The sequence below is a fragment of the Agrobacterium sp. 22-209-1 genome (assembly GCF_053522485.1).
Genome location: NZ_JBNWCH010000003.1, coordinates 479,561 through 504,515 on the forward strand (window position 1 = coordinate 479,561; position 24,955 = coordinate 504,515).

The 24,955-nt window shown below is 57.0% G+C and carries 24 protein-coding genes and 2 pseudogenes; 8 read left to right on the forward strand and 18 right to left on the reverse strand.

Annotated features, from left to right (window positions below; translation table 11 throughout):
* Nucleotides 1-5: 5 nt before the first annotated feature.
* Nucleotides 6-722 (reverse strand): DUF7424 family protein, encoded by a 717-nt coding sequence (locus ACQZ48_RS10165; RefSeq protein WP_448728781.1) that lies wholly within the window; start codon nucleotides 720-722, stop codon nucleotides 6-8.
* Nucleotides 723-865: 143 nt separating this feature from the next.
* Between ACQZ48_RS10165 and ACQZ48_RS10170 the strand changes: the two genes are divergently transcribed.
* A complete protein-coding gene (locus ACQZ48_RS10170) occupies nucleotides 866-1,156 on the forward strand; it encodes a helix-turn-helix domain-containing protein (protein WP_448728782.1) in 291 nt (96 codons plus the stop codon).
* On the opposite strand, the gene ACQZ48_RS10175 is transcribed toward ACQZ48_RS10170, so the two are convergent.
* Both ACQZ48_RS10175 and ACQZ48_RS10180 read right to left on the reverse strand, forming a co-directional pair.
* Nucleotides 1,133-2,293, reverse strand: coding sequence for a hypothetical protein (locus tag ACQZ48_RS10175; protein WP_448728783.1), 1,161 nt, complete (start codon nucleotides 2,291-2,293; stop codon nucleotides 1,133-1,135). The two genes, ACQZ48_RS10170 and ACQZ48_RS10175, sit on opposite strands and share 24 nt — an antisense overlap.
* Nucleotides 2,277-2,630 (reverse strand): hypothetical protein, encoded by a 354-nt coding sequence (locus ACQZ48_RS10180; protein WP_448728784.1) that lies wholly within the window; start codon nucleotides 2,628-2,630, stop codon nucleotides 2,277-2,279. Before ACQZ48_RS10180 ends, ACQZ48_RS10175 begins: the two co-directional genes overlap by 17 nt.
* A gap of 887 nt (nucleotides 2,631-3,517) precedes the next feature.
* On the opposite strand from ACQZ48_RS10180, the gene ACQZ48_RS10185 reads away from it, so the two are divergent.
* Nucleotides 3,518-4,417 (forward strand): Kiwa anti-phage protein KwaB-like domain-containing protein, encoded by a 900-nt coding sequence (locus ACQZ48_RS10185; protein ID WP_448728785.1) that lies wholly within the window; start codon nucleotides 3,518-3,520, stop codon nucleotides 4,415-4,417.
* Between the two features lie 219 nt (nucleotides 4,418-4,636).
* Here ACQZ48_RS10185 and ACQZ48_RS10190 read toward each other — a convergent pair.
* From ACQZ48_RS10190 to uppW, 3 genes and pseudogenes are all read right to left on the reverse strand, one after another.
* Nucleotides 4,637-4,756: pseudogene (locus ACQZ48_RS10190) on the reverse strand (transposase); the annotation flags it as partial.
* A gap of 253 nt (nucleotides 4,757-5,009) precedes the next feature.
* A pseudogene (locus ACQZ48_RS10195) lies at nucleotides 5,010-5,240 on the reverse strand (restriction endonuclease); the annotation flags it as partial.
* A gap of 460 nt (nucleotides 5,241-5,700) precedes the next feature.
* Complete coding sequence (gene uppW, locus ACQZ48_RS10200; RefSeq protein ID WP_162520566.1) at nucleotides 5,701-7,023, reverse strand: Wzy-type polysaccharide biosynthesis protein UppW; 1,323 nt, start codon at nucleotides 7,021-7,023, stop codon at nucleotides 5,701-5,703.
* Nucleotides 7,024-7,151: 128 nt separating this feature from the next.
* On the opposite strand from uppW, the gene ACQZ48_RS10205 reads away from it, so the two are divergent.
* Entirely contained in the window at nucleotides 7,152-7,334 is a 183-nt protein-coding gene (locus ACQZ48_RS10205; RefSeq protein ID WP_302062089.1) for a type 2 periplasmic-binding domain-containing protein, read from the forward strand.
* Between the two features lie 148 nt (nucleotides 7,335-7,482).
* A complete protein-coding gene (locus tag ACQZ48_RS10210; RefSeq protein ID WP_103036226.1) occupies nucleotides 7,483-7,623 on the forward strand; it encodes a hypothetical protein in 141 nt (46 codons plus the stop codon).
* Between the two features lie 231 nt (nucleotides 7,624-7,854).
* On the opposite strand, the gene ACQZ48_RS10215 is transcribed toward ACQZ48_RS10210, so the two are convergent.
* The 7 genes from ACQZ48_RS10215 to ACQZ48_RS10245 all read right to left on the reverse strand — a co-directional run bounded on the left by ACQZ48_RS10215 (nucleotide 7,855) and on the right by ACQZ48_RS10245 (nucleotide 15,492).
* Complete coding sequence (locus ACQZ48_RS10215) at nucleotides 7,855-9,801, reverse strand: methyl-accepting chemotaxis protein (protein ID WP_448728786.1); 1,947 nt, start codon at nucleotides 9,799-9,801, stop codon at nucleotides 7,855-7,857.
* A gap of 380 nt (nucleotides 9,802-10,181) precedes the next feature.
* Nucleotides 10,182-11,384 (reverse strand): MFS transporter, encoded by a 1,203-nt coding sequence (locus ACQZ48_RS10220; RefSeq protein WP_191217859.1) that lies wholly within the window; start codon nucleotides 11,382-11,384, stop codon nucleotides 10,182-10,184.
* 139 nt (nucleotides 11,385-11,523) lie between these two features.
* Nucleotides 11,524-12,438: a homocysteine S-methyltransferase family protein gene (locus tag ACQZ48_RS10225; protein WP_448728787.1), complete on the reverse strand. Its 915-nt coding sequence runs from the start codon at nucleotides 12,436-12,438 to the stop codon at nucleotides 11,524-11,526.
* 19 nt (nucleotides 12,439-12,457) lie between these two features.
* Nucleotides 12,458-13,147, reverse strand: a complete 690-nt coding sequence (locus ACQZ48_RS10230; protein ID WP_077981461.1) for an ABC transporter permease — start codon at nucleotides 13,145-13,147, stop codon at nucleotides 12,458-12,460.
* Nucleotides 13,148-13,158: 11 nt separating this feature from the next.
* Nucleotides 13,159-13,881, reverse strand: coding sequence for an ABC transporter permease (locus ACQZ48_RS10235; protein ID WP_077981460.1), 723 nt, complete (start codon nucleotides 13,879-13,881; stop codon nucleotides 13,159-13,161).
* A 12-nt stretch (nucleotides 13,882-13,893) separates the two neighbouring features.
* A complete protein-coding gene (locus tag ACQZ48_RS10240; protein WP_137410828.1) occupies nucleotides 13,894-14,670 on the reverse strand; it encodes a transporter substrate-binding domain-containing protein in 777 nt (258 codons plus the stop codon).
* Nucleotides 14,671-14,712: 42 nt separating this feature from the next.
* On the reverse strand, nucleotides 14,713-15,492 hold the full coding sequence (locus ACQZ48_RS10245; protein WP_191217857.1) for an ABC transporter ATP-binding protein: 780 nt from the start codon (nucleotides 15,490-15,492) through the stop codon (nucleotides 14,713-14,715).
* Nucleotides 15,493-16,236: 744 nt separating this feature from the next.
* On the opposite strand from ACQZ48_RS10245, the gene ACQZ48_RS10250 reads away from it, so the two are divergent.
* Complete coding sequence (locus ACQZ48_RS10250; protein ID WP_165691104.1) at nucleotides 16,237-17,307, forward strand: GNAT family N-acetyltransferase; 1,071 nt, start codon at nucleotides 16,237-16,239, stop codon at nucleotides 17,305-17,307.
* Nucleotides 17,308-17,349: 42 nt separating this feature from the next.
* Here the strand turns inward: ACQZ48_RS10250 and uppG are convergent, their stop codons facing one another.
* Nucleotides 17,350-18,429, reverse strand: a complete 1,080-nt coding sequence (uppG, locus tag ACQZ48_RS10255; RefSeq protein ID WP_448728821.1) for a polysaccharide biosynthesis glycosyltransferase UppG — start codon at nucleotides 18,427-18,429, stop codon at nucleotides 17,350-17,352.
* Nucleotides 18,430-18,431: 2 nt separating this feature from the next.
* Nucleotides 18,432-19,499: a polysaccharide biosynthesis UDP-hexose transferase UppI gene (gene uppI, locus ACQZ48_RS10260; protein ID WP_077981456.1), complete on the reverse strand. Its 1,068-nt coding sequence runs from the start codon at nucleotides 19,497-19,499 to the stop codon at nucleotides 18,432-18,434.
* A 177-nt stretch (nucleotides 19,500-19,676) separates the two neighbouring features.
* On the opposite strand from uppI, the gene uppH reads away from it, so the two are divergent.
* Nucleotides 19,677-20,588 carry a polysaccharide biosynthesis endo-1,4-beta-xylanase UppH gene (gene uppH / locus ACQZ48_RS10265; RefSeq protein WP_191217856.1) on the forward strand — a complete coding sequence of 304 codons (912 nt, stop codon included), beginning with the start codon at nucleotides 19,677-19,679 and terminating at the stop codon, nucleotides 20,586-20,588.
* 8 nt (nucleotides 20,589-20,596) lie between these two features.
* On the forward strand, nucleotides 20,597-21,541 hold the full coding sequence (gene uppJ, locus ACQZ48_RS10270) for a polysaccharide biosynthesis UDP-hexose transferase UppJ (protein WP_191217855.1): 945 nt from the start codon (nucleotides 20,597-20,599) through the stop codon (nucleotides 21,539-21,541).
* Between the two features lie 23 nt (nucleotides 21,542-21,564).
* On the opposite strand, the gene ACQZ48_RS10275 is transcribed toward uppJ, so the two are convergent.
* On the reverse strand, nucleotides 21,565-21,906 hold the full coding sequence (locus ACQZ48_RS10275) for a hypothetical protein (protein ID WP_321186473.1): 342 nt from the start codon (nucleotides 21,904-21,906) through the stop codon (nucleotides 21,565-21,567).
* An 83-nt stretch (nucleotides 21,907-21,989) separates the two neighbouring features.
* On the reverse strand, nucleotides 21,990-22,790 hold the full coding sequence (gene uppL / locus ACQZ48_RS10280) for a polysaccharide biosynthesis UDP-hexose transferase UppL (RefSeq protein ID WP_191217861.1): 801 nt from the start codon (nucleotides 22,788-22,790) through the stop codon (nucleotides 21,990-21,992).
* Nucleotides 22,791-23,035: 245 nt separating this feature from the next.
* Here uppL and ACQZ48_RS10285 point away from each other — a divergent pair, with 245 nt between their 5' ends.
* Complete coding sequence (locus tag ACQZ48_RS10285; protein WP_003509414.1) at nucleotides 23,036-23,245, forward strand: hypothetical protein; 210 nt, start codon at nucleotides 23,036-23,038, stop codon at nucleotides 23,243-23,245.
* A 22-nt stretch (nucleotides 23,246-23,267) separates the two neighbouring features.
* On the opposite strand, the gene uppM is transcribed toward ACQZ48_RS10285, so the two are convergent.
* Complete coding sequence (gene uppM, locus ACQZ48_RS10290; RefSeq protein ID WP_448728788.1) at nucleotides 23,268-24,890, reverse strand: polysaccharide biosynthesis protein UppM; 1,623 nt, start codon at nucleotides 24,888-24,890, stop codon at nucleotides 23,268-23,270.
* Between the last annotated feature and the right edge of the window lie 65 nt (nucleotides 24,891-24,955).

Here is a 24,955-nt window from a genome sequence, read left to right on the forward strand (position 1 = left end):
ATTCCTTAGTTTGATTGTGTTTGTTGATTTTGGTGTTTCCAGCCCAGCAGGAACGCCCAGCCGTTCTTTCCGAGAAAGGCCGTTTTCACATCGCCAAGCTCTATGATCGCTTCTTCGCGAAGCTGAAGAGCGCGGTCCTTCGTAGTGTCAATGGCTTCACCATCTACGAAAGAGCCCGGCATGAGGAACAGCGGCACGCGAGCGCCAGTGTCGTTGTTGACCGTAATTGAAACCCGCGTGTCGGAAAGCTTGATGTTGGACATCATGCTAATCCTTTTCAGATCATCCTGGAGTTCCGCGTATTTCTGCGGATCGAACCGCAGCGACAAAGGATCAACATTCTCATCAGGTCTTCTGCTGGCCTGAAGCTCGATCAGATATTTGATCGGAGCGTCTTCACCCTCAGGGGCAGCCAATCGTGTGGTTGCCTTGATTGACATGCGGCCATTCATGCTTCCGGTGATTTTCTCGCATCCAAGCAAAGTAGCCTTCTCAAAATGAGCTGCCACGGCCTCTAGAATCTTTTGACCGGATGGCTTTTGGCATTCCTGTTCGATGCTCGTTTCGTAGACATCGATTTTGATTTCGACTGGCATTTCAGCCGGTGCCGTTGATGAAAGAAGCTGTTGAACGTCTCGCAAATAGACGGTGGCTGAAACCTTCTGCTCACAGCCCGCCAGTGCAACCGCAACCAAGCAGATGCTCGATAATTTCCTGATCAATTTTTATCCCCTTACCCCAACCATTAAGACGCCAAATGTCACCTGAGTCCGGGACAAAATCAGATAATTACAGATTTAGAGTCTTATATAACCACGTTTAATATAACGTGGTGTGGAGAATGCCAAGGTGGTTTTTTACGACCATGGATATTCAAGAAATCTTCGCGCTCAATCTTCGCCGAATTCGGGTTGCAAAGCAGATCTCACAGGATGAGCTCGCGCTTACGTCAGGCGTAGAGCGGTCATACGTGGGCTACGTCGAGCGAGGGGCAAAGAACCCGACAATCAAGACTGTGGAGAAGCTCGCCATTGCGCTCGGATGCAAGGTGTCCGAGCTCTTCGAAGATATTGCAGAAGGCGAGGAAAAATCGATCACGACGCTTCCCCGTGGCCGGAAAACCAAATCGCCCTCAGAAGTCCTTCTTGATCCCTGATTGCCCCGCGAATTTCGAGAGATAGCTGTCTACCCCAGCCGTGATGAGCGGTGTTATGCGGCTGCATCCCCCGGAGAATCGAACACGATCAGTTGGCTCAATCGGCATAGTTTTGTAGAGTTGGAAAAGCTTGTAATCGGCATCCTTCTCCATCTTGTTTGTTGCCTTGCTCCATAGCGACTGGATGTCTATGCCTTTGCTTCCGGCAAACTTATCCATTTCCTTCATTCTGGCTTTGGCACCGTTAAGGCCAAAACTGCCGGAGTAGCTCAGGTCGCAGATAGCCTTCGCGAGGATATAGGTTTCGTAAACCGTCGATATGTATTCGGCAGCTTCACCATCGGGCTGCTGTGACGATGACGATGCGAGTGGATCAGGTTTGACATCCGCAACCTGTTCTGTGGGCTTCGTAGGGGGCTCTACAGGCATAGTTTTAGTGCTCGTGACACGATCCAACCCATAGCGGCAAATACCATTCCACAGCGCTTGCGAACGGCTAACAAGCTCAGCAGAAACATCGCCGTTCAGTTCTTCGGCCAAATCGCTGCCAATCCCCACAAGAACTTTCTTGTCAGCCCAATAGGCCGCACCGTTATCGATATCGCAATATAGGGAAACCCACTCGGCATCGACTTTCGCTTCAACCAAATTCGACAGGTTTTCTTTGATATCCAACCGCTTCACCGGAATGGCGAACAAACTTCCATCGAAAGAAATGGAAACCTGATCAGGCAGGTTTTCAAGTGTCGAAGACGGTGCGGGACGCTTTGATACTTTGGCGAACTCTTTTCGGCAAACGGCCTGCCACAGCTCCCATGTGAACTTTTCTGCGCTGCTTGGCGTCTTCTTAACCCGGATAGCATGATTAACGTTTGCATCGTCCAAAACCTGCGCATTATGACGATTGCAGTTGACCACGAAATCTCGGGTTTCGATTTCGCCCAGATTATTGGAAAAGCGGACGGTTGCCACCACGTTCTGCTCGATAGACGTCTTTTCCGTCCCGGTCAAAAACATATCAGCATAGTGGCCTGAGCGGCCTTCGCTGGAAAAATACTGCGCCTGTGCGGCTTGAGATGCGCTCATACTGAAAATAGCCGCACCGGTCGTGAGCAAAACCTTATTTGCAGCGTTCATAGATACCGCCTCCCTCGACGTTGATCCGATCATTGCCGACAGGGGTGATTTTCAACGTGTCCCGGACCGTTTCCCCTTCAGTCTCGCAGAGGATCTGAAGGACATGCACGTCCTTTTGTTTGCTTTGACGTGTGATCTCGCAAGCGCCTTCATAACGAGCGATCTGCTTTTGGCCGATTTTCAGAAAGTCTTCGGTGCTTTCCTCTTTTACAGCAGCGCAGCTTTCAGCGTATTTGCCGCGCCATGAGCCGATGAGGGAAACTTCTTGCGCGCCGGCATACTGAGTGAGAGATAATGTGAAGAACGCCGTGAAAGCGGCAGCTGTCGTGGATTTCATGTCGCCTCGAAATGACCCGTGGATGCAATAAACATGGTATTAAAGAACCATAATAAATTGCACGTGTCGCGTAATTTTTTGTCGCCGCGGGTAAACGCAATCAAGGTGACATCAACGAACTCGATGATGAGCAGAGTAGGGTACTGCCTGCGTAGCGTGGGACGGGACCCTTAGTATTCTAAAAATGATCTGGACGATCGCACTTACGAACGTTTATCAAAATCAATAAGTTCGACGTCCAATAAGCGCGTAGAAAAGGCGCTACCGTGAGGAATGAGCGATGCAATTGAGGTTATGGATAGCCGCTTCAGTTTTCTTGGGATCCTATTTTCCGCTCTCAGTAATCCTACTGGTGCAAGACTACGAGACGAAATTTTTATCACAAAATATCTGTCTCGACTTTATCTCGCCCGACAGCAGCTGCGTGCTTCCTCTAAAAAACCCCATCACCTCACTGCTATTTGTGACGGTATGCCTTACCGGCCTGCTGTTAACTAGTTCAGTTTTTCTGACCGCGAGATCTAAGAGGCAGATAGAAATCAGAACAAGCAAGCATATTCCGTCCGAGATGATTAATTATACTCTTCCATATATAGTTTCATTCATGGGACTAAATTACGATGAGCCGAACAAAGTTCTCGGTTTCTTTATTTTTTTATCTTGGATGTTTTGGATAACGTACAAGTCTGGGCTCATTGTCTTGAATCCCGTACTTATAGTTATGGGGTGGCGGCTGTATGAAATTACATGCAGGGAGATAGGGAAGAAAGCTGAGTACCAAGCGGTTGTATTATCCAGAGCTGAAATTTTTAGTGGAAAAATTTACAAGTATGCGCCTATACAGGATATCTACATCATAAAAGGCGCAAGTGAATTGAGGTTATCGGATGGCGTTGCATGAGCTTAAAGACTTTGATTTTAGCCATTCCACCGTTACTCTATGGACGTTCAAAGGACGAGTTCCCAGCATAAACGGTCACTGGATCGACACAACTACTGATCTGGACGCCGAGTTTCAAAAGATCGCCAGTGCGCAGTTGGCGGGGCTTGAGGAGGAAATGGAATATAGTCTTCTGGCAGAAAACAATGAAGCCAGCGTCCTAACTCTTCCGCATGATGAAACGCGCTTCTACCTCGTCGAAGAAGCACTTTCCAACAGAAGCTATGCGCGGAAAATTCGTGACGTAAAAACTATTCAGAACGCCAAATTTTATGTTGTAGAGTTCGTCAACAACGACGAAGTCGTCTACGCGGTCCGCCGTACGGATAAAAGCTGGAGAACTAAAGAAAAGACTGATCTTTTGACTCTGATCTGGAAAGACAAAGAGCTAGACATAATTGAAGATGAAGGATTCCAGATTCATAAGTCATTTGATTTTTTTATTCTCAATAACAATATTTTTATTGTTAATAAGGGAAATTTTGAAATAGTAATGAATTATCGCGAAGCGCACGCGCAGGACTTTCATGATCTCTGCTCCGAACCGGAGTTCAGGAATCTCTTCGAAGAATTGGACGTGCTGATTTCGTACGTTGGACAAAACAAAGTGCAACTTCGTCGGATGTCCGCCATTAGGCAGAAGGCGTTCTATAAGGACGCCAACTTCATGGCTCGATTAAGTGCTCAATTCGCCGATCATGGCTTGAATTTAACTTACAGCGCAAACGGGCTGCTTGTTCCGACCCCAGAGAACTGCAAGGACGTGCTTACCGCACTTCTCGACCACAGGCTTCGATCCTCATTTTCGGAAAACACTTATGATGTTCAGAACACGACTAGTGTCTGAGCCGGAGATCAACGTGACAAAATGACCACCGAAAGGGCAAGAAACCCTTTCACTTCCGGCTGAGAGGCTGCTGGGCAAAGGCGTACGAAAACGTCTGTGAGACCCCAATACTTCTTCATTTTCAGTATTGACGGTGATGCCTCCATTCAACACGTACGACCTCCCCTCATTGTTCAACTCATCAAACCAATCACCGCGATGTCTCCACTTTCAACGTGAGTTGGTAGTGAGGGCAGGCGAAATCCCGTGTCTACGGAAAAGATCAGCCGCTTTCGCTCCGGCCCCCTGCTCCTTCAACACTGCAATGATCTGCTCTTCCGTAAATCGCTGCTTCTTCATAAGTCCGTCCTCAAAGGGCCGGACTCTAATCCATTCTGGAGGAAATTCTCAGTGGGAGGCCAATTTAATTCACTGTCGAGGTTTGTCTGGCCATAAAACCATATGTCCAAGCGCAACTCTGGTTGCGAGCCCACATTCAGTGGCGCTAACATGCTAATAGCCGGGGTTAACAAAAGCCCAGAAAACCGGCCTTTTTTACCATATAGAGAACCCGGATCAGGTTCACAGGTTGCCCCTCTCCCTTTCTCGTCGCTTATCCATAATCACGAAGATTCAGCTCCTTTCTCGCCTCGCGCAGATCAATTTTGGCGCGACAACCGTGCCTATCGAGTAGGTGCAACAAGTTAGCTTCCGTAAAGAGCGTTATCGGTTTTCCAGATGCAAAACTGTAGGCGTCTGGACCATAATCAGCAGTTGTTATCAGAATGCCCCGTGAAGCACACTCGTATTGCATGGTTCCATACAAGTCGCGAACAGCATTGACGGATGATGTCGCGGCTAGCTGAGTGCTCCTGAAACCGACCGCAAGGAAGAGAAAAAGTTTGAAGTTTCCTTATATGGGTGGTCGCGGTACAAAACGAAGTACAAAACCGACAACGCACCCAAATAAAGACCATTGATTTCAATAATGAATTTTGCTTTGATATACCTAATCGAATGATGTCGGGTGCGCCATTAAAATCAACTATTTATTGATTTTCGAGCAACCAAGCATGAAGCCTTGAGCAGCTTGCTCTTCGATACGCTTGGAAGCAAACGTTTCTGAGGCCATGGCACAAGCAATTTCAGACACCCTCATATGGCTTCAGGCAACATCGCTGATCGCACATTCACTGTGTGAGCTCGCGCTCGACACAGCCGATGGGTCGCATCTGCCCGAAGCCCGCCGTGCTCCAGGCGACATTGAGAACATTCTTCACTTTTGTGGAGATCAAGCTTTTTAATTACATAATCGCATCGCTCCCGGTCAGGGCGGGTTTCGCCTCCACCTCGTCTTCGGCAAGGCTGGCGTTTGCCTGCAGGTGCAGGCCCATGACCGCGACGAGGAGAAAAAACCAGACGAAGCCCGAACTGAGCAAGAACAGCGTTTCCAGAAAGCCGTAGAGCAGGACATAAAGCCAGACGCCGACATAAAGCCGCGTCAGGGGGCTATTGCGCGTGGCCTCATCCATTTTACCGAGATAGTGAAGCGGCAGCAGGAAAATCCACATTAGCACCAGCCCAAACCCCGGGACGCCGCCCGCAAGCAGCAGGTCGAAATACCCATTATGCGAATCCGGCGCGGTCGTCGCCCAGGTGTTGTTCTCGGTGAAACTCGACATCAGGGCGTCGCTGCGCCAGAAGGCCTGATAGCCGTATCCGAGTAGCGGGCTTTGACGGATGTAATCGATGGCGACGGTCCAGATATCCCGTCTGCCGGTAAAGCTGGCATCGAGCCCCAGCTTCGTCAGCATCTGCGAAAAGACGGGATCGACCGTGGTGCCGACGGTCACGAGCGCGAAAACCGCCAGAAACAAGGTGACGACAGGGTAGCGCCAACGGGGCCAGCGCAGGATGAACCAGCCTGTCGCAATGATGATAGGCATCAGGCCGAGCGCGGTCTTGCCGCCTGACTTCACCAGAAAGAGCAGCGACAGCAACAGCACCGACAACCCGCCGATGAACGACCAGCGCTTGCAGAGATAAATACCGACGATGATCAAAACCGCCATGACCGAGGCGGCCTCGTTCTTATGGCGGAAAACCCCGCGCCAGTCCCCTGCCAGCAATGGCTCCAGCGCATCGCTGGCCTGATGGATCGAGCGTGAGGGCAGCACGATGATTCCGAAATAGCACAGGAACAATATGATCAGGGTGCATGCGGCAAGCAGCGTGGTAAAATGCCGCTCGGTGCGCGGCAATTGCAGGAAGCCGCCGGCAAGCACACAGATGATGGCGCACATGGCAAGCCGCCGCAGCGAAAACGCCGGCGCCTCGCCCATCAGCGAGGTGAAAACAAACCAGCCGAAAACCGCCGCCATCAGCAGACGCGGTGAGAAGACGAGGGAAAACGAACGCTCCTTCGCCATGAACGCCAAGAAACTGAAAAGCAGAATGATCGCGGTAAGCTGGTTCAGCAGGTTGGACCCTGCCGCCATGGCGGATCCCTGATAGGTCGAAGAAAGCGAAATATAGGGCGAGAAGCCGACCGTGAAATAAAGGAACGTCACATAAAACAGTGTATTCCGCCAATATGCACGCGCCTGTTCTTCGTGCGCTGCAGCCATAAGGGGGGCTTCTCTGTCTTTTTCCATGCGTGCCACATCGTACCCGATGCTTCATTGCGGTACCATGAGTATCCCGCCAAAAACCTATTTTTTAGTTATTCCGAATTCACGGATGAATAGCAATTCCTGTGCACGGCCTCGCCTATCTGCCGCTCGATCAGGTTCGGCCGCATCTGGATGCAGGCCGATCGATGCGGGTGCCCGGCAAGTTTACGCCCGACCTGCCGGGCTATCACCTCTATTATCCCTGCCGACGGCATCCATCCGCCGCCTTCAGCCTGTTTGTCGAGACCCTGCAGTTTCGCGGGTAAGATTGAAGAGCTCCGGATGAAACGATCCGGCCCGGGCTGCGTCAAAAAGACCCTGCACGAAGGCATAAAATGGCGTTGTTGAAGCAGTGGTTTTAAGGTAGCCCTACCCTCGATAGATTGTGTCAAGTAACAGACTGGAAATACGAAAATGATGGATTGGGATTGGGTAGATTTGTTTCCCTTAGTCTTCTTTCCTTTCAAGATTCTCGTGCTGGGCACGGGCATGTTCTTCGCCATCAAGTGGCATCACGATCAAGCAAAGAAAGAAAAGGACCCCAGCGGGCCGTGAGTGTCCGCCGGTCGGGTTCGGACTTCACCAATTGAATGTTTTCCCGCTTGAGCCGGCGCCGACCCCCATGGCGCTGGTTGCGGATGCGGATGATCTGGCTGTCGCGAAAATATTGCGTTTCACACGGTGGACATCGATTTCGCCAGAACGGCTTTCCATTGCGCCGCATCGCCGTTGAACGCCGGCGGGGATGTCTCCCCGCCGAAACGCATGCTGGAAACGGACCGCCGCTCAGAACTCCCGCCAGTCGCCTTTTGTATCGACGGCGGCATTGCCCGAAAACGCAGAGGCGATCTTGCGACCCAGCGCGCGGACCGGGGATGCCACATATCTGTCGTTATCGCCTGCGCTGCGAACCGGCGCAGGCTGGTTTTTCGGCTGCTGGGTGCCGTCGGCGAGCCGAAACTGGGAGAGCAGCTGGTTGAGCGACGCCACTTCCTTGGCGAGGCTGTGGCTTGCGGCATTGGTTTCTTCCACCATGGCCGCATTCTTCTGCGTGTCCTGGTCCATCTGGTTGACGGCCGTATTGATCTGCTGCAGTCCGGAAGACTGTTCCTGCGCGGCCTCCACAATGGAGACGACGTGCCGGTTGATCTCCTGAACTTCCGAAACGATGGTTTCCAGCGCCTTGCCGGTGTCGCCCACCAGTTGAACACCCTGCTGTACCTGATCGTTCGAGGTGGTGATCAGCGCCTTGATCTCTTTCGCCGCGTTGGCGGAGCGCTGGGCAAGCTCGCGCACTTCCTGTGCGACGACGGCGAAACCCTTACCGGCCTCACCAGCGCGGGCTGCTTCCACGCCCGCATTCAGCGCGAGCAAATTGGTCTGGAAGGCGATTTCGTCGATCACGCCGATGATGTTGCTGATCTCACTGGCGGATTTGGCGATCTGCTCCATGGCGACCACGGCGCGGCGCACCACCTGGCCGGATTGTTCGGCGCCCGTCTTGGCGCGACTGACGATCAGGCCCGCCTCCTGCGCGCGCTTGGTGGAATCCCTGACCGTCGTGGTGATTTCTTCCAGAGCGGCGGCGGTTTCCTCCACGGCCGCGGCCTGCTGCTCGGTGCGCTTGGCCAGATCGTCGGCAGCAGACTTGATCTCGTCCGCACCCGCGCCGATGCCGCTGGCGTTCTGAGCCACCTTGGTCAGCGCCGCCTGCAGCTTTTCAGCGGACATGTTGAAATCGTTACGAACGGCGTCGAGCGTCGCGGTGAACGGCTGGCCGATGCGATAGGAAACATCGCCTTCCGAAAGCTTCGAGAGGCCGGCTGCAAGATTGTCGACGGCGAATTTGACGTCGGCGGCTTCCCTTGCCTTCTGCTGTTCTCGCTCGATACGGTCTTTCTCCGAGAGGGTGCGGTTGGCATCTGTTTCCTGTTCGAGACGAATGCGCTCAATAGCGTTTTCCCGGAAGACCTGCACGGCTTTCGCCATCTGGCCCACCTCATCCCGACGCGCCATGCCATCGATCTCCGTGGCCGTCTCGCCGCCGGCAAGCGATACCATGCGCTCGCGCAGACGGGCGATCGGGGTGGTGATGCCACGGGACGCCACGAACAGCGCCAGAATGATACCGACCGCAAAAGCGATGCCGACAATCACCAGCGAGGCCATGATGGTCGAATTGGTCTGATCCGTCAGTTGGGTGCTTCCCTTGACGACACCCTTGGCAAGCTTGTCCAAGAGGGCGGCGATATCACTTCCGACCGAGCGGATTGCAACATCGGCCTTTAGCAGTTCCGCAGCGGATTCTTGGTTGCTGTTGGCAGAGCCAAGTTCCACAGCCTTATCGGTAATTGCAATAATGCCCTGAACCTGCCCCAACAACCTGTCCACCGTCGCGGCCTCTTCCGGGAAAATGGCTTTGACATTGTTCAGGCGCGATATCAAATCTCCCTTGTCTCCCTGATATTCCCGCATGACGATCTTGAAGTCGGGAGCCTTCGCATCGTAGGCCATGACCTGATAGGCGCCATAGGCCATCGCCTCCAGATTGCGATTTGCGCGGGAAAGCTCCACCAGCGCGGCACTGTCAGTAGCGATAAAGAAAGAATAAGCCATGTCCGCTTGCTTGTAATGGGTGGACATGTAAGCCGTGGCGCCAAGGCCGACGATGCAGAGCGGGAGAATGAGTGACAGGATTTTGGTGCGAATACTGGCGTTTTGAAGAAAAGACACGGAAAGCCTCACGTCATTAAAAACCGCTCCTTCCCCGTGCCGGAGGTGTTCGGCAAGACTCACATTGCACGTCAAGCGCCCCGATCATCGAGGCTTCGCTAGCCGCATCATAGGCTCTGGTCGCATCTGCATCATGCATGCGCCGCAGAAAGCAGCCCGTCCCCTCAAATGCGGGGAGGCCGCTTCCCGCGTTGGCGCGGCGACCCGCCAGCAGGCGGAAACGCCGGGCCTAATTTCCGGGAAAAAGCGAAAGCATGCGAGCTTTCAGCCGTCACCATCGATTTATTTTACAGTAAAATGATTATAATCAAAAACTTTACAATTCCTTCATGCCGTGGCGGGCAAAACCCGCGTGTTTTTTGCCCGTCGAAGACCGGTCGTCAGTCGCCCGGCGTGAAGGGTCGCGCCCTTCGCATGAGCGTCCATCGTTGCAAAATGGCGGCCATGACGGCAAGTCCTGCCATGGCGGCGAATATCGAGGCGATGTCGCGATAGGCGGCGGCAAAACCGAAGCGGGCAATCCATGGCTGGCTTGCCAGCGGCGAGATGAAATGCCCGAGAAACATCGAGGCGGTGACGATTCCGGCGATACGCCCGCGCAGTCTGAGCGGTGCCAGCAAGATGGTGGTGGACATGATGCCCGGCATCACCAGGCCGAGGCCAAACCCCACCACCGCAAGCGATGACAGCAAGGCAACCAGCCCTTCGGCCCTGGCAAGCAGCGCAAAACCCGCCGCCATCGACACCAGCCCGACGGCAATGATGGCGGTGACGGTGACCCTTGCCCGCAATCGTCCGAAATTGAGCGCCGCCAGCGCCCCGGCCAAATTGAAAATGCCGATGGAGTATCCCGCAATGCTACCGGAAAACACCCCAAGCTCCCGCAGGAAAAACGGCAGCTGCGAGGGAATGGTGTAGAACAGGGCATTGACGAGAAACACCGCCAGCGCCAACACGCCCACCAGCAGCCAGTTGACCGCAAAATCCCGTTCGCCTCCGGCCTTGACAGCGCCATCGTTCCTCACCGGCTCCGTCAGAAAGAACAGGGCTGCCGGCAGAATGAGCAGGGCGACGGCATAGACCGCGAAGGGCGCGCGCCAATGCAGATCCGCCAGCAAACCGCCCGCCACCACAAAAACCACGCCGCCGATCTGAGTAAAGGCCTGTTGCAGGCCGAGATAGCGCTCCCGCGCCGAACCTTCGAAATAATCGCCCACCAGCGCCGTGCCGATCGTCATGATGGCGCCGATCGCCAGCCCCAGAAAAGCGCGCCCGACGAGCAGGCCGACAAGACTTTCGGAAAAAAGGCCGGACATGCCGGAAAAGCTGTAAAGCAGGATCGCGCCGAGCAGCAGTCGCTTGCGGCCGAAGCGATCCGCCAACACGCCGGCGACCGGTGCACAGAGCGCCACGAACACCGATGGCAATGTCAGCACCATGCGGCTCATGATCTCGACATTGGGCGTCGACAGGAAGCTCTGTTCGATGGCGGGCAACGAGGGCGCGACCGTGGTTCCGGCCATGATGGTGAGTGTGGCAACGAATAGCAGCGTGAGCTTCAACGCCTTGGAATTCTCGATCATGGAACGTCCTTATTATAGTGTTCCATGCACTGATAATTCCTCAACTATGGTTGAGGTCAATAGCCGCAGACAAAAAAGCGGCCGGCCTCTCAGCCCGCCGCATTCATTCCCGATAGTGCGTTAAAAGCCGCCGACCGCGTCAGGCGGCCGCGCGCCGCAATGCCGTTGCCACCTTGTGGATATGGGCTGCACCGATGCCGCAGCAGCCGCCGATCATGGTCGCGCGCGCATCCGCCCAGGAGCAGGCAAAACGGGAATAGACATCGTCTGTCAGGTCGGCGCGGGTGCCGTGCAGGCCTTCATTGGCGGCAGAATCGCCCTGTTCGCCTTCAAAGGCATTGGCATAAACGCCGATCTCGAGCGAAACACCCTTGTCCGCGAAAACGGCGGAGGCGGTTTCGACGGCGGCTTTCATGATTTCCGGCTTGCTGCAGTTGAACAGCAGGGCGGCAGCACCCGATTGCGCCGCCCATTCGGCGGCAGCCTTCACCGTTTCGCCTGACCGTAGCGCGGGTTCGCCACCGGCGACCGCAGCGGCGTCATCGTTGAGCGTAAAGGAGATCCAGAACGGCTTATCCGTTGTGGCAACGGCTTGCCGCACCGCCTCGCCCTCAGCGATCAGGCTCAGCGTCTCGCCGAGCCAGACATCGACATGAGGCGCGAGATTGTCGACCAGCACCTTGAGATAGGCCTGCACCCGCGTGGCGTCGAAATTCTGCGGCTCATAGGAGCCGAAGATCGGCGGCAGCGAACCGGCAACCAGCACCTTGCGACCGGAAGCATCCGCCGCCTCGCGGGCCAGCTTGCCAGAAAGGGCGATCAGCGATGCGCCATCCTTCTGAAAGCGCTCCTCGCCGATGTGGAAGGGCACCAGCGCATAGGAATTGGTGGTGACGACATCGGCACCGGCCTCGATGAACTCCGCATGCACCTGCCGCACGATATCGGGGGAATTGATCAGCGCCAGCGCCGACCATTCCGGCTGTTTCAGCTCGGCGCCGAGCCGCTGCAATTCGCGGCTCATGCCGCCGTCGAGGATACGGATAGTGCCCATGGTGATACTCCTTGAATGTTTACCGCCGGACCGGCACCTGCCGTTCGACAAGGCCGAAACAGCGGGCGATGATGGCGGTGAGAATGAGATAAAAGACGGTGACGACGATCAGCGGCTCATAGACCAGAAGCGTATCCTGCCGCACCTTGTAGGCGACGGCGTAAAGGTCCATGACCGTCACGGTGAAAGCAAGCGGCGTGGCTTTCAACTGCATCACCACCTCGCCAGCGATGGTCGGCAGCGCGATGCGGATCGCGCGCGGCAGCCAGATGCGTCGAATGAGGGTGAAGCGGCCCATGCCGAAAGCCCTGCCCGCCTCCAGCTCGCCCTTCGGCACCGCCAGCAGCGCGCCGCGCAGCACCTCCGCCTCATAGGCCGCATAATTCAGCGTGAAGCTGACGGCCGCGAAGAAGAACCCTTCGCGCAGCACCGGCCACATAAAACTTTGCCGGAGGCCTGGGACCATCGGCAGAAGCGAGCCGACGCCGTAATAAAGCAGCCAGAGCTGGATGAGCAGCGGCGTTCCGCGAAAGAAGGTGCAATAGGCCCGCGCCAGAATTTTCGTCACCCGCCCGCCGCTGACCTGCGCGAAGGCAAGCCCGATGGCGAGCACGAAGCCGATGCTGACGGAGATGACGAGCAGCGCCAGCGTCTGCCATGCGCCGGACAGAAGCAGCGGCCAATATTTGGCGACCCAGGAAAAATCCATGCCGTTCCCCCTTACGCCAAAGCCGGCTGGCCGCGCCGCACCCGGCGTTCCAGCAGTGAAAAGACGAGATTGGAGACGAGCGTGATGGCGAGATAGAGAAATGCCGCCGCGAGGAAGAACAGGAAATATTGCTTGGTGCTGGCGCCTGCCAACCGCGTCGCGAGCGCCAGTTCCTGGTAACCGACAACAGCCACCAGCGCGCTGTCCTTCGTCACCGCAAGCCAGAGATTGGCGAGCCCCGGCAGTGCATTCGGCAGCAGGGCCGGCAGGATAACCCGGCGGAACCGAAGCGCCGGTGGCATGCCGAAGGCGCGCGCCGCCTCGATCTGCCCGTTCGGAATGGCAAGGATCGCGCCGCGCAGCACCTCGGTCATATAGGCGCCCTGCACGAAACCCAGAACTGCAACGGCGGCAACGAAACCGTTGACCTCCAGCGGCGGCATGCCGGCGAGCAGCAGCAGCCGGTTGAGACCGTCCGTCCCGGCATAATAGAGCCCGACAATGAGGATCAGTTCGGGAACGGCGCGGATGGCCGTGGTGTAGAGATTGAGCAGCAGGCCGAGCGGCCTGTTGCCCGAAAGCTTGCCGAGTGCGCCGGCAAGCCCGATGACGATGCCGATGAGGTAAGCACCGGCGGAAATGGCAAGCGTCGACGCCGCACCCTTCAAAAGGGTGCCGCCCCATCCCGGAGGATAGGGTGACAGCAGTTGCAGCGTGGTTTCAAGGCTTGCCATCGATGTGACCGATCAGGGCTTGCTGCCGTAAATATCGAAGCTGAAATACTTCTTGGTGATTTCGTCATATTTCCCGCTGGCGCGGACGGCGGCGAGAGCGGCGTTCAGCTTGGTCTTCAGTTCCGTATCGTCCTTGCGCAGGCCGCCGGAAACGCCAAGACCAAGGATTTGCTTGTCGTCGGCCACATTGCCCATGTCGGCACAGCAATCCTTGCCGGCATCGCTCTTCACGAAGGCATCGAGAACCAGCGAGTCACCGAAGACGTAGTCGATACGGCCGGCGGCCAAATCCTGAAACGCCTCGTCCAGCGTCTGGTAGGTCTTTTCGTCAGCGACATCAGCGAAATATTTCTTGTAATATTCGGACTGGATGGTGGCGACCTGAATGCCGATGGTCTTGCCCTTGACGTCCTCGGCCGTCGCACCCGCCTTTTCACCCTTGGCGCCGATCAGCTTGCTGGGTGTGTTGTAATATTTGTCGGTGAAATCGATCACCTTCTGGCGCTCTTCCGTGTTGGACATGGACGACCAGATGACGTCGAACTTCTTGGTCTGCAGCGCCGGGATCAGGCCATCCCAGGACAGCTCGACGATCGAGCATTTTTCCTTCATTTCCGCGCAGACCGCGTCCATGAGATCGATTTCCCAGCCCTGCCACTTGCCGGTAGCGTCTTTGGCAAAGAAAGGCGGGTAGGACTCGTTCATGATGCCGAAGCGCACGTCGGCGCTGGCGGTGAAGGCGGAAAACGCAAATGCCGTTCCGGCAAGCAGCGTAGCGAAGAATTTCATTTAAAGTCTCTCCTGTTGAATACGAACTGTCAGGCAAAAGGGTCAATTGGCCAGCGCGCCGGTGAATTCACGACACCGGGCGCTTGTGGGGTTGCCGAACACCTGCGCCGGCGGTCCCGCTTCCTCCACCCTGCCCTGATGCAGAAACATCACTTCCGAGGAAACATCCCGCGCAAAGCGCATTTCGTGGGTGACAAGCAGCATGGTGCGGCCTTCCTCGGCCAGATCGCGAATGACCTTCAGCACTTCTCCCACCAGTTCCGGGTCAAGCGCCGAGGTGGGTTCGTCAAACAGCATCACCGCCGGTTCCATGCAGAGCGCGCGCGCAATGGCGGCGCGCTGCTGCTGTCCGCCGGAAAGGAACGCCGGATAGGCGTTTTTCTTGTCATAAAGCCCGACCTTGTTCAGCAGAGCCTCGGCTTTTTCGACCGCCTCCTGCCGCCTGACGCCCAGGACGTGAACCGGCGCCTCGATGACATTTTCGAGAACGGTGCGATGGGCCCAGAGATTGAAATTCTGGAACACCATGCCAAGCCCGGTGCGCAGTTTTTCCACCTGCCGCCAGTTTTTCGGCACGGCCTTGCCGTCACGACCGGTTCTCGTGGCGATTTCCTCGCCATTGACGATGACGCGGCCGCGATCCGGCGTTTCGAGGAAGTTGATACAGCGCAGAAAGGTGCTTTTGCCGGAACCGGAGGACCCGATAATGGAGATCACATCGCCCTTGTGGGCCTGCAGCGAAACGCCCTTCAAAACTTCATGCGTGCCGAAGCTCTTGTGGATGTCATCCGCCTCGAGCGCACAGGCGCCTGTATCTGTCATCGATTGACCTTGCCGATCCGTTTTTAGTGCCGCCTCGCCAATAGCCAGGGTCTCGCGGTGCGACGTGCACAATAACAAAGACTTGAGCCGCGCATGTTTAGCGAAAATAGCCACAGACGCGCGCAACAATCGGCTCTTTTACATATTTGCAACGAAAAATCATTTCAAAATATCACCTTGGACGAACAACAGCGGAAACCTGTGCGTCTGGGGATGTCGGAGCGACGCCCGCTTCTGGCCCTGTCCGGTTCCCCTCCGTCTTTCTCCACAATGGCCGGCCCGCCAATGCGATTTTTGGGTTATCCGCGATGCACGAGGAGATAGCGCCGTGAACGCACGCTTTGCCCTCGGGAAATCAAAATCGGGAGACAAAAATCAAGACAGTCATTTCCAAAAGTTAAACTTCGACACCCCAAAAAGCATCCGCAAAAAATGATCCACATTTCATCCACCGGTTGCTTATGTGAGTATATTTTGTTAACCTCGAATAGCGCAGGATTATAAATCCAACTTGTTGATATAAATGTGATTTATCTTCAATTCGATATTTCACACCCGAGCGGATCGCAGGCTTTATATCTATATTAATACATTAAAATATACGCTGCCTATGGTTGATTTCATCTATGCGCAAAAGCTTGGGGGCCGACGGTGGACGTTCCGATACACACCAAAATGGACGACGGCGATAGTGGTCAGTCGCCACAACGCCCGGTTCAGCCAGGTGTCTCCGGCGTTCGCCCCATGCGCAGGGATGACGTGCCCGCCGTCGAAGCCGTCCTCAACAGCGCTTTCAGGAAGACCGGGCAGGAGCGCAATTTCGACTTCCGCTCCTATATAGAAAAACTGTTTTTCGGCAGTCCCGCCTTCAGCCCGGAAAACGGCAGCGTTGTCTACGACGCCGGGGAAAACGGGGTCACCAGCGTCATTCTCGCCGTGCCCATGCGCTTCGTTGCGAATGGAAAAACGATTACCGCCCGGCTGCTTTGCGCCTTCGCATCGGACGGGAAACGCGGCGCGCTCGGCGCGGCGCGCCTGTCCCGCGGCATGCGGGCATCCAAACACGACATGTTGTTCTCGGATACGGCTTCTCCTGTCAGCGCCGATCACTGGGTGGCGACCGGCGGCGACATGCTGCCGATTGAAAGCCTGCAATGGCACAAGGCGCTCAAGCCCTTCTGCACCATAGCGTTGCGCATGCCGCGCCGCTCGAAACTGGCCAAAACCACGCTGGCGCTCGCCGCGCTTGGACTTGTGGATGGAATCCTGCGGCGGTGGAAAAAGGGTCTGAGGCCGCAGGAGGCCGCTGGCGCCAGGGTGAGAACCGTGGATTACGAAACCTTCCGACGCAGCGCGCTCGCGATGATCGAGCGTTTTTCCATCCGCCCGGAATGGTCTCACAAAGAGTTCCACTGGCTGATAGAGATGAGCAAGGCCAATGAAAGCCTCGGCGAACTGAAAAGCGTGATGATCGAGAATGCCGAAGGTCACGCCATGGGCGCCGCACTGTTTTTCGGCCAGCGGGGAAGAACGGCCTATGTGCTCAATCTCGTCTGCGATGCCGGCTGCGAAAACGATGTGCTCAACACCCTGTTCCGCCATTTCGATGATGAAAACTATGCCCATGTCACCGGCATGGCGCAGCCCTTTCTCATCAACGCGCTTTACCGCCAGAACCACATGAGCTTCCGCCACGACGGTTATTTCTGCATGGCGACGCGCGATGACGCGCTGAGGGAAAAGGCGCTGGGCGGCGACATCTATATTGGCGGGTTGTGCTCGGAAAGCTGGAGCAAACTCATCACCGACTACTGAGGTTCCTGCCCGGCCCCGGAGCGGAACACGGGCGCGACGCCCTCAAGCCTTGCGGAACCGCCCGACATTCGCCGAGATGAGATGGCGCAGCGCTTTCGCATAACGTTTGGAGCGCGTCTTGGCCGCCAGCGCACTTCCCCAGTCCACCATCGACCCGTTGATATCGAAATCGCCCAGCTGGCCTTCGGGAATATCGCCCTTCTCGATGCGCTCGACGATGGAGGGTAGAGCCGCATAGAATTCCGGCGAACGATAGGGCGGATGCAGCGAATACATGCCCTTGCTCGTGCCGAGAAAATCGAGCCGGTAAACGCCGGTGCGCATCATGTTGGTGCTCAGCACTTCCTCGGCGGGCATGGAGACCGGCTGCTGGTTATAGGCATAGGAGCGGATACGCCGTTTGACATCGGGCCTGAGCAGTTCCAGCGAGCCGATCCTTTTCGCAAGACGGTCCATGTCGATCATGAAAAGCCGGGTGGACACGGTGGCGAAACGCCAGGTGGGAATGCGCGACGGCAGCTTGCGCGGCGCAGGGATGTTCTTCACGCCGGGCATGCCGACATGGCGGGAAATATCCAGATCGCCGCGAACCGTCGGCGGCCCGGAAAAGGGCGTGATGCACAGCGCATCCGGATTGGCCTTCTGCAATGCAATCGCCTCACTGAACCAGCTCTGGCTGCCGCCACCGAACATCATGTCGCTGTCCATGTGCATCACGTAACGGGCATTGGCGCGTTTCAGCCCGTAGAAATAGACATGGAAAGGCCCGCCATCGAAAGCCTTGGCGGGATAGGGGATGGGAGAGCGCGAAAAGAAGGTCTGCGTCACCGTATCACGCGCCGCATCGCTGTAATCGACGATATCCACAGAGAGATGCGGATAATTGGTCTGCATTTCCTCCAGCATGTCGAAGAGACGCTGGCGCGCCGCATCGAAACCATTGCCCTTGTACCGCCCCGCCCCCACCTGGCCCGTATCGACCGTCAGCAAAATGCGGTCCACCTGCCCGCCCCAGACCCTGAGCTGATGCGGCAGCGTCAGGGCCGCATGCGGGGCGTCGAAGGGATGGAGGTTGATTTGCAGCGCCTTCTGCACGGGAGGAAGCGGCATTTCAGCATTCATAGTCATGCACCACGGTTGCGGAATTCATTGATGATGGCCATCATGGGTTTTTCGTTGAAACTCCAGTCCAGCGGCAGCGGCCGGTTGGCGGTGCCGTCCCGGCGAGGATAGGCCCAGCGGATCCAGGTATATTGATCCGAGATGCCCCATGTGGTGATGGAGGAAAGCGCGCCGCCCGCCGAGGCGGCCTCCAGAAACTCGCGGACCTGACCGTTGATCAGCATATCCCGTTCGGCCTCCGGCGCGGGCAGCGTCTGGTCCATCACGTCAAGCTCCGTCACCAGAACGGCAAGACCGTAGCTGCGCATTTCCGTCGTGAAGGCGGCAAGCTCGTCCTTGGCGATCGGCCAGCCGCCGCGCAAATGCCCCTGCAGGCCAACGGCGTTGATCGGCGCGCCCTTTTCCAGCAGTTCGAGGATGAGATTGCGGAAAGCGGCGCGTTTGGCCGGCGATTTCTCGGCGGCAAATTCGACATCATATTCGTTGAGAACGAGCTGCGCCTTCGGATCGACCGCATGGGCGATCTCGAAAGCCTTCTTGATGGCGTCAGGCCCCGCGCCATAATACCAGGCATCGCGCCGCGCACGCACATTGCCCGGCACGTCGGGGATCGGTTCGTTGACCACGTCCCAGCTGTGGATCACGTCCTTATACCGCTCCATCACGGTGACGATATGGGTTTCCATCAGCTTCTCGACCTTGGCGCCGCCAACACTGGCAAGCCAAGGCGCGTTGGAGGCATACCAGATCAGCGGATGGCCATGCATGGCTAGCTTGTGCTGGCGCGCGAAATTGGCGAGTGCATCGGCAGCGGCGAAATCGAACACTTCCGCCGAAGGCCGCATCACCTCCCATTTCATTTCGGTGACAGGGGTGATGCGCGAGCAATATTTCACCACCGCCTCGCCGATGCGGCTATCGGCATTAAGGTCAGGCAGGTAGACGGCGGCGCCATAGGGGGCGGTTTTGATCGTGGCTTTCTTCTGCGCGGCAAAGGCCGGGCCGGCCACGGCATGCAGCAGGCCAGCGCTTGCCGCACCGCCTATAAAATTCCGCCGCCCGATCCGCATTCGCCCGCCTCCGCAACCTATATTCCCAAAACATAACATCCCTATCATAGGAAAAGGATATTAAAGATTTGCAAGGTTAACTGACGTTATACCACGTCATAATTGGCCAGACCCGCTTAATGCGGTAGTAACTTCGCTGTGCGAATTCTTGGCCCACGCCGCAGGGAGTTTGAAGTCTTGGTTTCCGTTTCGATTGTCATTCCCGTTCGCAATGGCGAGCGTTACATCGTGGAAGCAATCGAAAGCGTGTTGCTGCAGGGCGAGACCATCGGTGAAGTGCTTGTCGTCGATGACGGCTCCACCGACACCACCGCTCAGAAAGTGGAGGGTTTTTCCGATCCCCGCGTCAAATTGCTTGCACGGCCGCAGGGAAGGCAGGGCGTTTCCGCCGTGCGCAATTTCGGCCTGTCGCAGGCCCGCGGCGAATGGACGATGTTCCTCGATGCCGACGACCGCCTGAAACCCGGCGCCATCGCGGCCCTTTGCGCCGGCATTTCCGGGCCGGATGTCGTCGCCGTCTATGGCGATTACGAACGCATCGATGAAGATGGCTTCAAGATCGGCCGGCGCAACCTCATTCGCCGCCGGGAAAAACCCGATGGTTTCATTCTCCAGCCGCTGCTCGGCGGCAACTTCATCGTCAATGGCGGCATCATGCTGGTCAGAACCCGCATCTTTCAGGAATTCGGCGGTTTCGACGAGACCTTGCGTTATGCCGAAGACTGGTATGGCTGGTGCAGGCTGGCCGCCGCCGGCCGTTTCGTTTACCTGCCCGGCTGCCATGTGCTGGATTACCGCGTGCACAGAACAAGCGTGATGATGAACCGGCTTTTGACATTCCGGGATTGCGAGCCGGCCATCGAGGCCGTCTTTTCCGATCCCGCCATCGTCGCCGCCATTTCGCCGCCGGAACTGCGACGGCTTCGCCGCCGGTCGGAGAACCATATGAACGCCTATACCGTGGCGCAGGCCTTCCGCGCCCGCCGTTACCGCGAGGCTTTTTCGGCGCTGGCCGACACCTTCCTCAACCGCCCGCGCCAAAGCCTCAGGGCCGTCGTTTTTTCCGCCGCAGCGCTTGCCGGAATTTAGGAGTTTCCATGTCCGAGATCATGCCGGAAGCGGTGGTGTGCATTCCGAGTTTCCGCCGGCCGGAAGGCCTGAAAAAGACGCTTCGGTCACTCGCGGCCCAGAAGGTTGATTTTCCCTTCGCCATTGTCGTGGTCGATAATGACGGCGCAGGCCAGCAGGGTCTCGCCGTCGCACGCACATTTTTCTCCGAGAGCGGCGTGAACGGTCAGGCACTGGTGGAGCCGACGCAGGGCAATTGTTACGCCATCAACACGGCCTTCCGCACCGCCCGGCAAAGCTATGCTTCGGCTGAGTGGTTCCTGATGATCGATGACGACGAGGCCGCCTCCCCCCAATGGCTTGCCGAAATGGTTTCAGCGGCGAAATCCTTCGGCGTCGACATCGTCGGCGGCCCGGTCAACCGGGAATTCGACGCACCGGCTTCGAAGGCAGTTCTCTCGCATCCGCTGTTCGGCTCCATCGAAGCGCCGACCGGTCTCGTCGAGCAAATCCACGGATCGGGCAATTGCCTGATCTCACGTCGAGTGTTCGAAAGCCTGCCGAAACCGGAATTCGACGTGCAGTTCAACTTCCTCGGCGGCGGCGACATGGATTTCTTCACCCGCTGCCGCAAGGCAGGTTTCAAATTTGCCTGGAATGCCCGCGCCGTCATCATTGAATATGTGCCGGAAAGTCGGATGGCGCCGCGCTGGATCATGGAGCGCTCGCTCCGCACCGGCATCATAAATTACAGCATCGACCGCGCCCGCCACCCCGGCCTGAGGGGCGGACTGCTGCTGACCGCCAAAAATGCCGTCAGCCTGTGCCTGTCTCTGCTGCGCGCCGGTTCCGCCGGGCTGAAAACCGGCGCCTGGCTGCCCGCCACACATCCGCCGCTGATGTCCATTGGCCGGATGATGGCAAGCCTCGGCATCACACTCACCCCCTACAAGGCGCCGGCGAAGAAGAGCTGACCGCAATCGCTCTCGTCGCCGGTTTAGCTGAGGTTCTTTTCCCTGCCGAACGACAGCACGTTCTCGCGTCGTTTTTGCAAACCGAGCGCCGAAAAAGCCGTCGCAACAACGAAAAGCGGCACCAGCAGCGGCCAGAAGAAACAAAGGACGATGCCGGTCACCCGGTAAAAATCCCAATTCTTATCGCGGCGGGCACCTTCAATATAGGTCATGGCGAGAGAGGTGGCGGTGCCAATTCCATATATCAAAAGAGAAATGGACGTAATCACCATGGGTGTCCCCAAAATATCTCTGATTCGAATAAATTTATAATATTGGGACAGTGTAGCGCGCTCCTTCGCAGTTGCAACGAATTTCAGCGGCAAAGCCCGTTTTCTCAATATGTTAGGGAAAACTGATTAACTGACGCGATGCAATATGCCTGCCGCCTGCGGGGCTTGCCGCAGCTTTACCGGCCCTGACCCGACGCTCCGAAGCGATACTTCAGCAGCGAATATATGGCGATCGGATTGGTCAGCAAATATCGTTTTCCGAGACGCTTCGGCTCGAGCATTGCCCGATAGAGCCATTCCAGCCCCATATCCTGCATCCATTGCGGCGCCCGGCTGTTCTTGCCGGCAAGGAAGTCGAAAAGGCCGCCGCAGGTCTTGACCACGGCGATGCCGGAAAGCCTGTCGAGATTGCGCGAAACGAAGCGCTGCTCCAGCGGAATGCCGAAGCCGACCCAGAGAATATCCGTTTTCGAAGCGGCGATATCGGCAAGGACTGCGTCTTCCTCGGCGCGGCTGAAATAACCGTTGCGCCGTCCCGAAAATACGAGACGCGGATAGAGCCTCTGCATTTCTTCGACCGCCGCACGGTTCACCTCTTCCGAACCGCCGAGGAAATAAAACCGGCTTCCCGTCTCTTCGGCACGCTTGGCGACCGCATGAACGAGATCGGTCGTCGCGACCCGTTCCCTCAGCGCCTGCCGGCAGAATTTTCGGGAGAAGATCACCAGTGACATACCATCGGCATGAATCTGGTCCGCCTGCCGCAGCATGGCGTCGAATTCCCGGTCGTGATGACAAAGCGCAATGACCTGGCCGTTCGCCGAGGTCGAATAAAACGGTCTTGCATCGGACACGCGCTCGCTTCCCGCACGCAGGATGAAATCCCGCGCCGTTTCATCGATGGTCGCGTCAGTGATGGGCAGTGCCGCAAGGGAAATAACCGGCCATGCCTGGCCCGGCGCTCCCGCATCCGGCATCTCTCTCCCTGTCATGATCTGTCCGGTGTCCAAGATAGGCATCGTTTCATTGTTATAGTCACGCTTATGCATAGGATATAAGGCTTCAGACACTACGAAGAACTATCATTAATATTTTTATAAATCCCCGTATGCAGTGGGCATTTTACACGCCTGAAGGTTGTGCGCCACATTTTCTGACTATTCCGGTTTTCCAGCCGATGGGTTAAGGGACGCGGAAATCAAACCACGGAAGGGCTCCGGCCATGGAAACAATCTCGATCGACAATCGCGGCGATTTCGGCCTCTGGGCGATAGAACGGGCAAAAGAAATCGTCGCCAACGAAGCGTCCGACCTTGCCATTTCGGTTCGCGATGGAGACGAGGCCGGTATTCGCGATGCCGGCAATGCGCTGGGCGCGGCCATCGCCGCCGCCCTGCTCGAGGTTTATGACGGTCTGATTTCGGAAGAATAAGGCGACACGCAGCCGCCTCGTCTTACCGCGCCACGACATCCGCGTGATCGTCCCGGCGCAGATAACCCCAGAGGCCGAGCGCCACGGCAATGCCAAGACCGAGGAACAGGCCGCCCATGCCGCCGGCGATCAGGAAGGTCAGCTTGCCCGGCGGCCAGCTTCTGGAATTGGGCGCAACCGGCTGCGAAATCACCCGCACATTGGTGGAATCGATCGACTGCTGTTCGGCAAGCTGGCGCGAGCGGGTGAGGTAAGTCTCATAGATCGCCGCCGCCGAGCGGGCGTCGCGCTCCAGATCGCGCAGCCGCACCTGCGCCTCATTGTCGGTAAAGACATTGGCGCGTTCCGCCACGGCCTTCAGCCTCAGCGCATCCAGCGAGGAGCGCGCTTCGGCGACATTGATCTTGGCCGCCTGCAGGATGCGCCGCGCCTCGTCCGCCATGCCGCGTTCCAGCATTGCCCGCTCCGCACCCGCCGTCGCCAGACGCGGATGGCGTGCGCCATAGGTCAGCGTCATCGCGCCGATCTGCTGCTGCAGGGTGCTATATTGCGCGCGGATGGTGTTCATGGTCTGGCTGTCAAAGATGGCGTCGCTTTGCGTGCGGTTCTGGGCAATCGCCGCCTCCATCTGCTTCAGGCGGGATTCCTCCTGAATGAGCCGCTGCTGGGTGGCAAGAACCTGCGCATTCAATTCGCCGGAGGCGAGATTGCTGACGAGCTGGCCATTATTTTCCTGCAAACCGTTCTCGCGGCGGAAATCGGCCACGCGCTTTTCGGCGATGGTCACATTTTCGCGCATTTCCTCCAGCCGCTTCCTGAGATCGTCAACGACACGCTGGCTGCTGTCGGAGGTCGTCTGGAACAGTTCGCTTTCGAAAGCTTTCACGATGGCCTTGGAGACCGTCACCGATTTTTCGGCATCATTGGTCCAGACCGAAAGCGTGACCACGAAGGAGCGCGGGTCGCGTTCCGCCGCCACCCGATCACCCAGTGAACGAAGCGCGCCGACGCGGTTGTCATCATCTTCCGGCTTCGATGAGAACATTGCCTTCAGCCGCGCAAGCGGCGGCGGGCTGATGAATTCAGGATCCTGATCGAGCTTCAGCTCGTCCACCACCCGCGCCAGCACGTTGCGCGAAGTGATGGTGCGCAGCTTGCTTTCCACCTCGAGTATCTGTGTGTCACGCTGCTGGTTGGGCGAAAACACCCCATCATTGACGACATTCAGATTGGAGGGATTAACGACGATATCCGTATAGGCCTTGTAGCGCGGCGGCGTCATAGAGGCGTAAGTGAGCGCGCCGGCGACGCAGAGAATGATCGCCAGCACGATCCAGACGACACCTCTGCGAAGCCAGAGGATGACGTCATCCACACCGATCCTGTCGATATGTTTCAGGCCCGGCAGCGCAGCCGCCAGATTGCCGCTCGGCGAAACAGCCTTTACCGGCGCCACTAGCGGGGCCGGCGCAGCGGCGGTCTTCGGCGGTTTCGGCTCAAGATGGTCCTTCAGCACCGTGCGCTCGAAAACCTCGTCCTCATCCACCAGATCGTCCAGCAGGGAACCATGGGTTCTCGCGGCAGGCGCCGTTTTTTCATCGAGCGGGCGTGCCTGCTTATGTCCCGCCTTTTGAAGCCTGTACATCAGCCAATCCAACTCGAACGAACCACAAAAAGGCCGGCAACAGAGGGTTCCCACCGTCGCCAGAG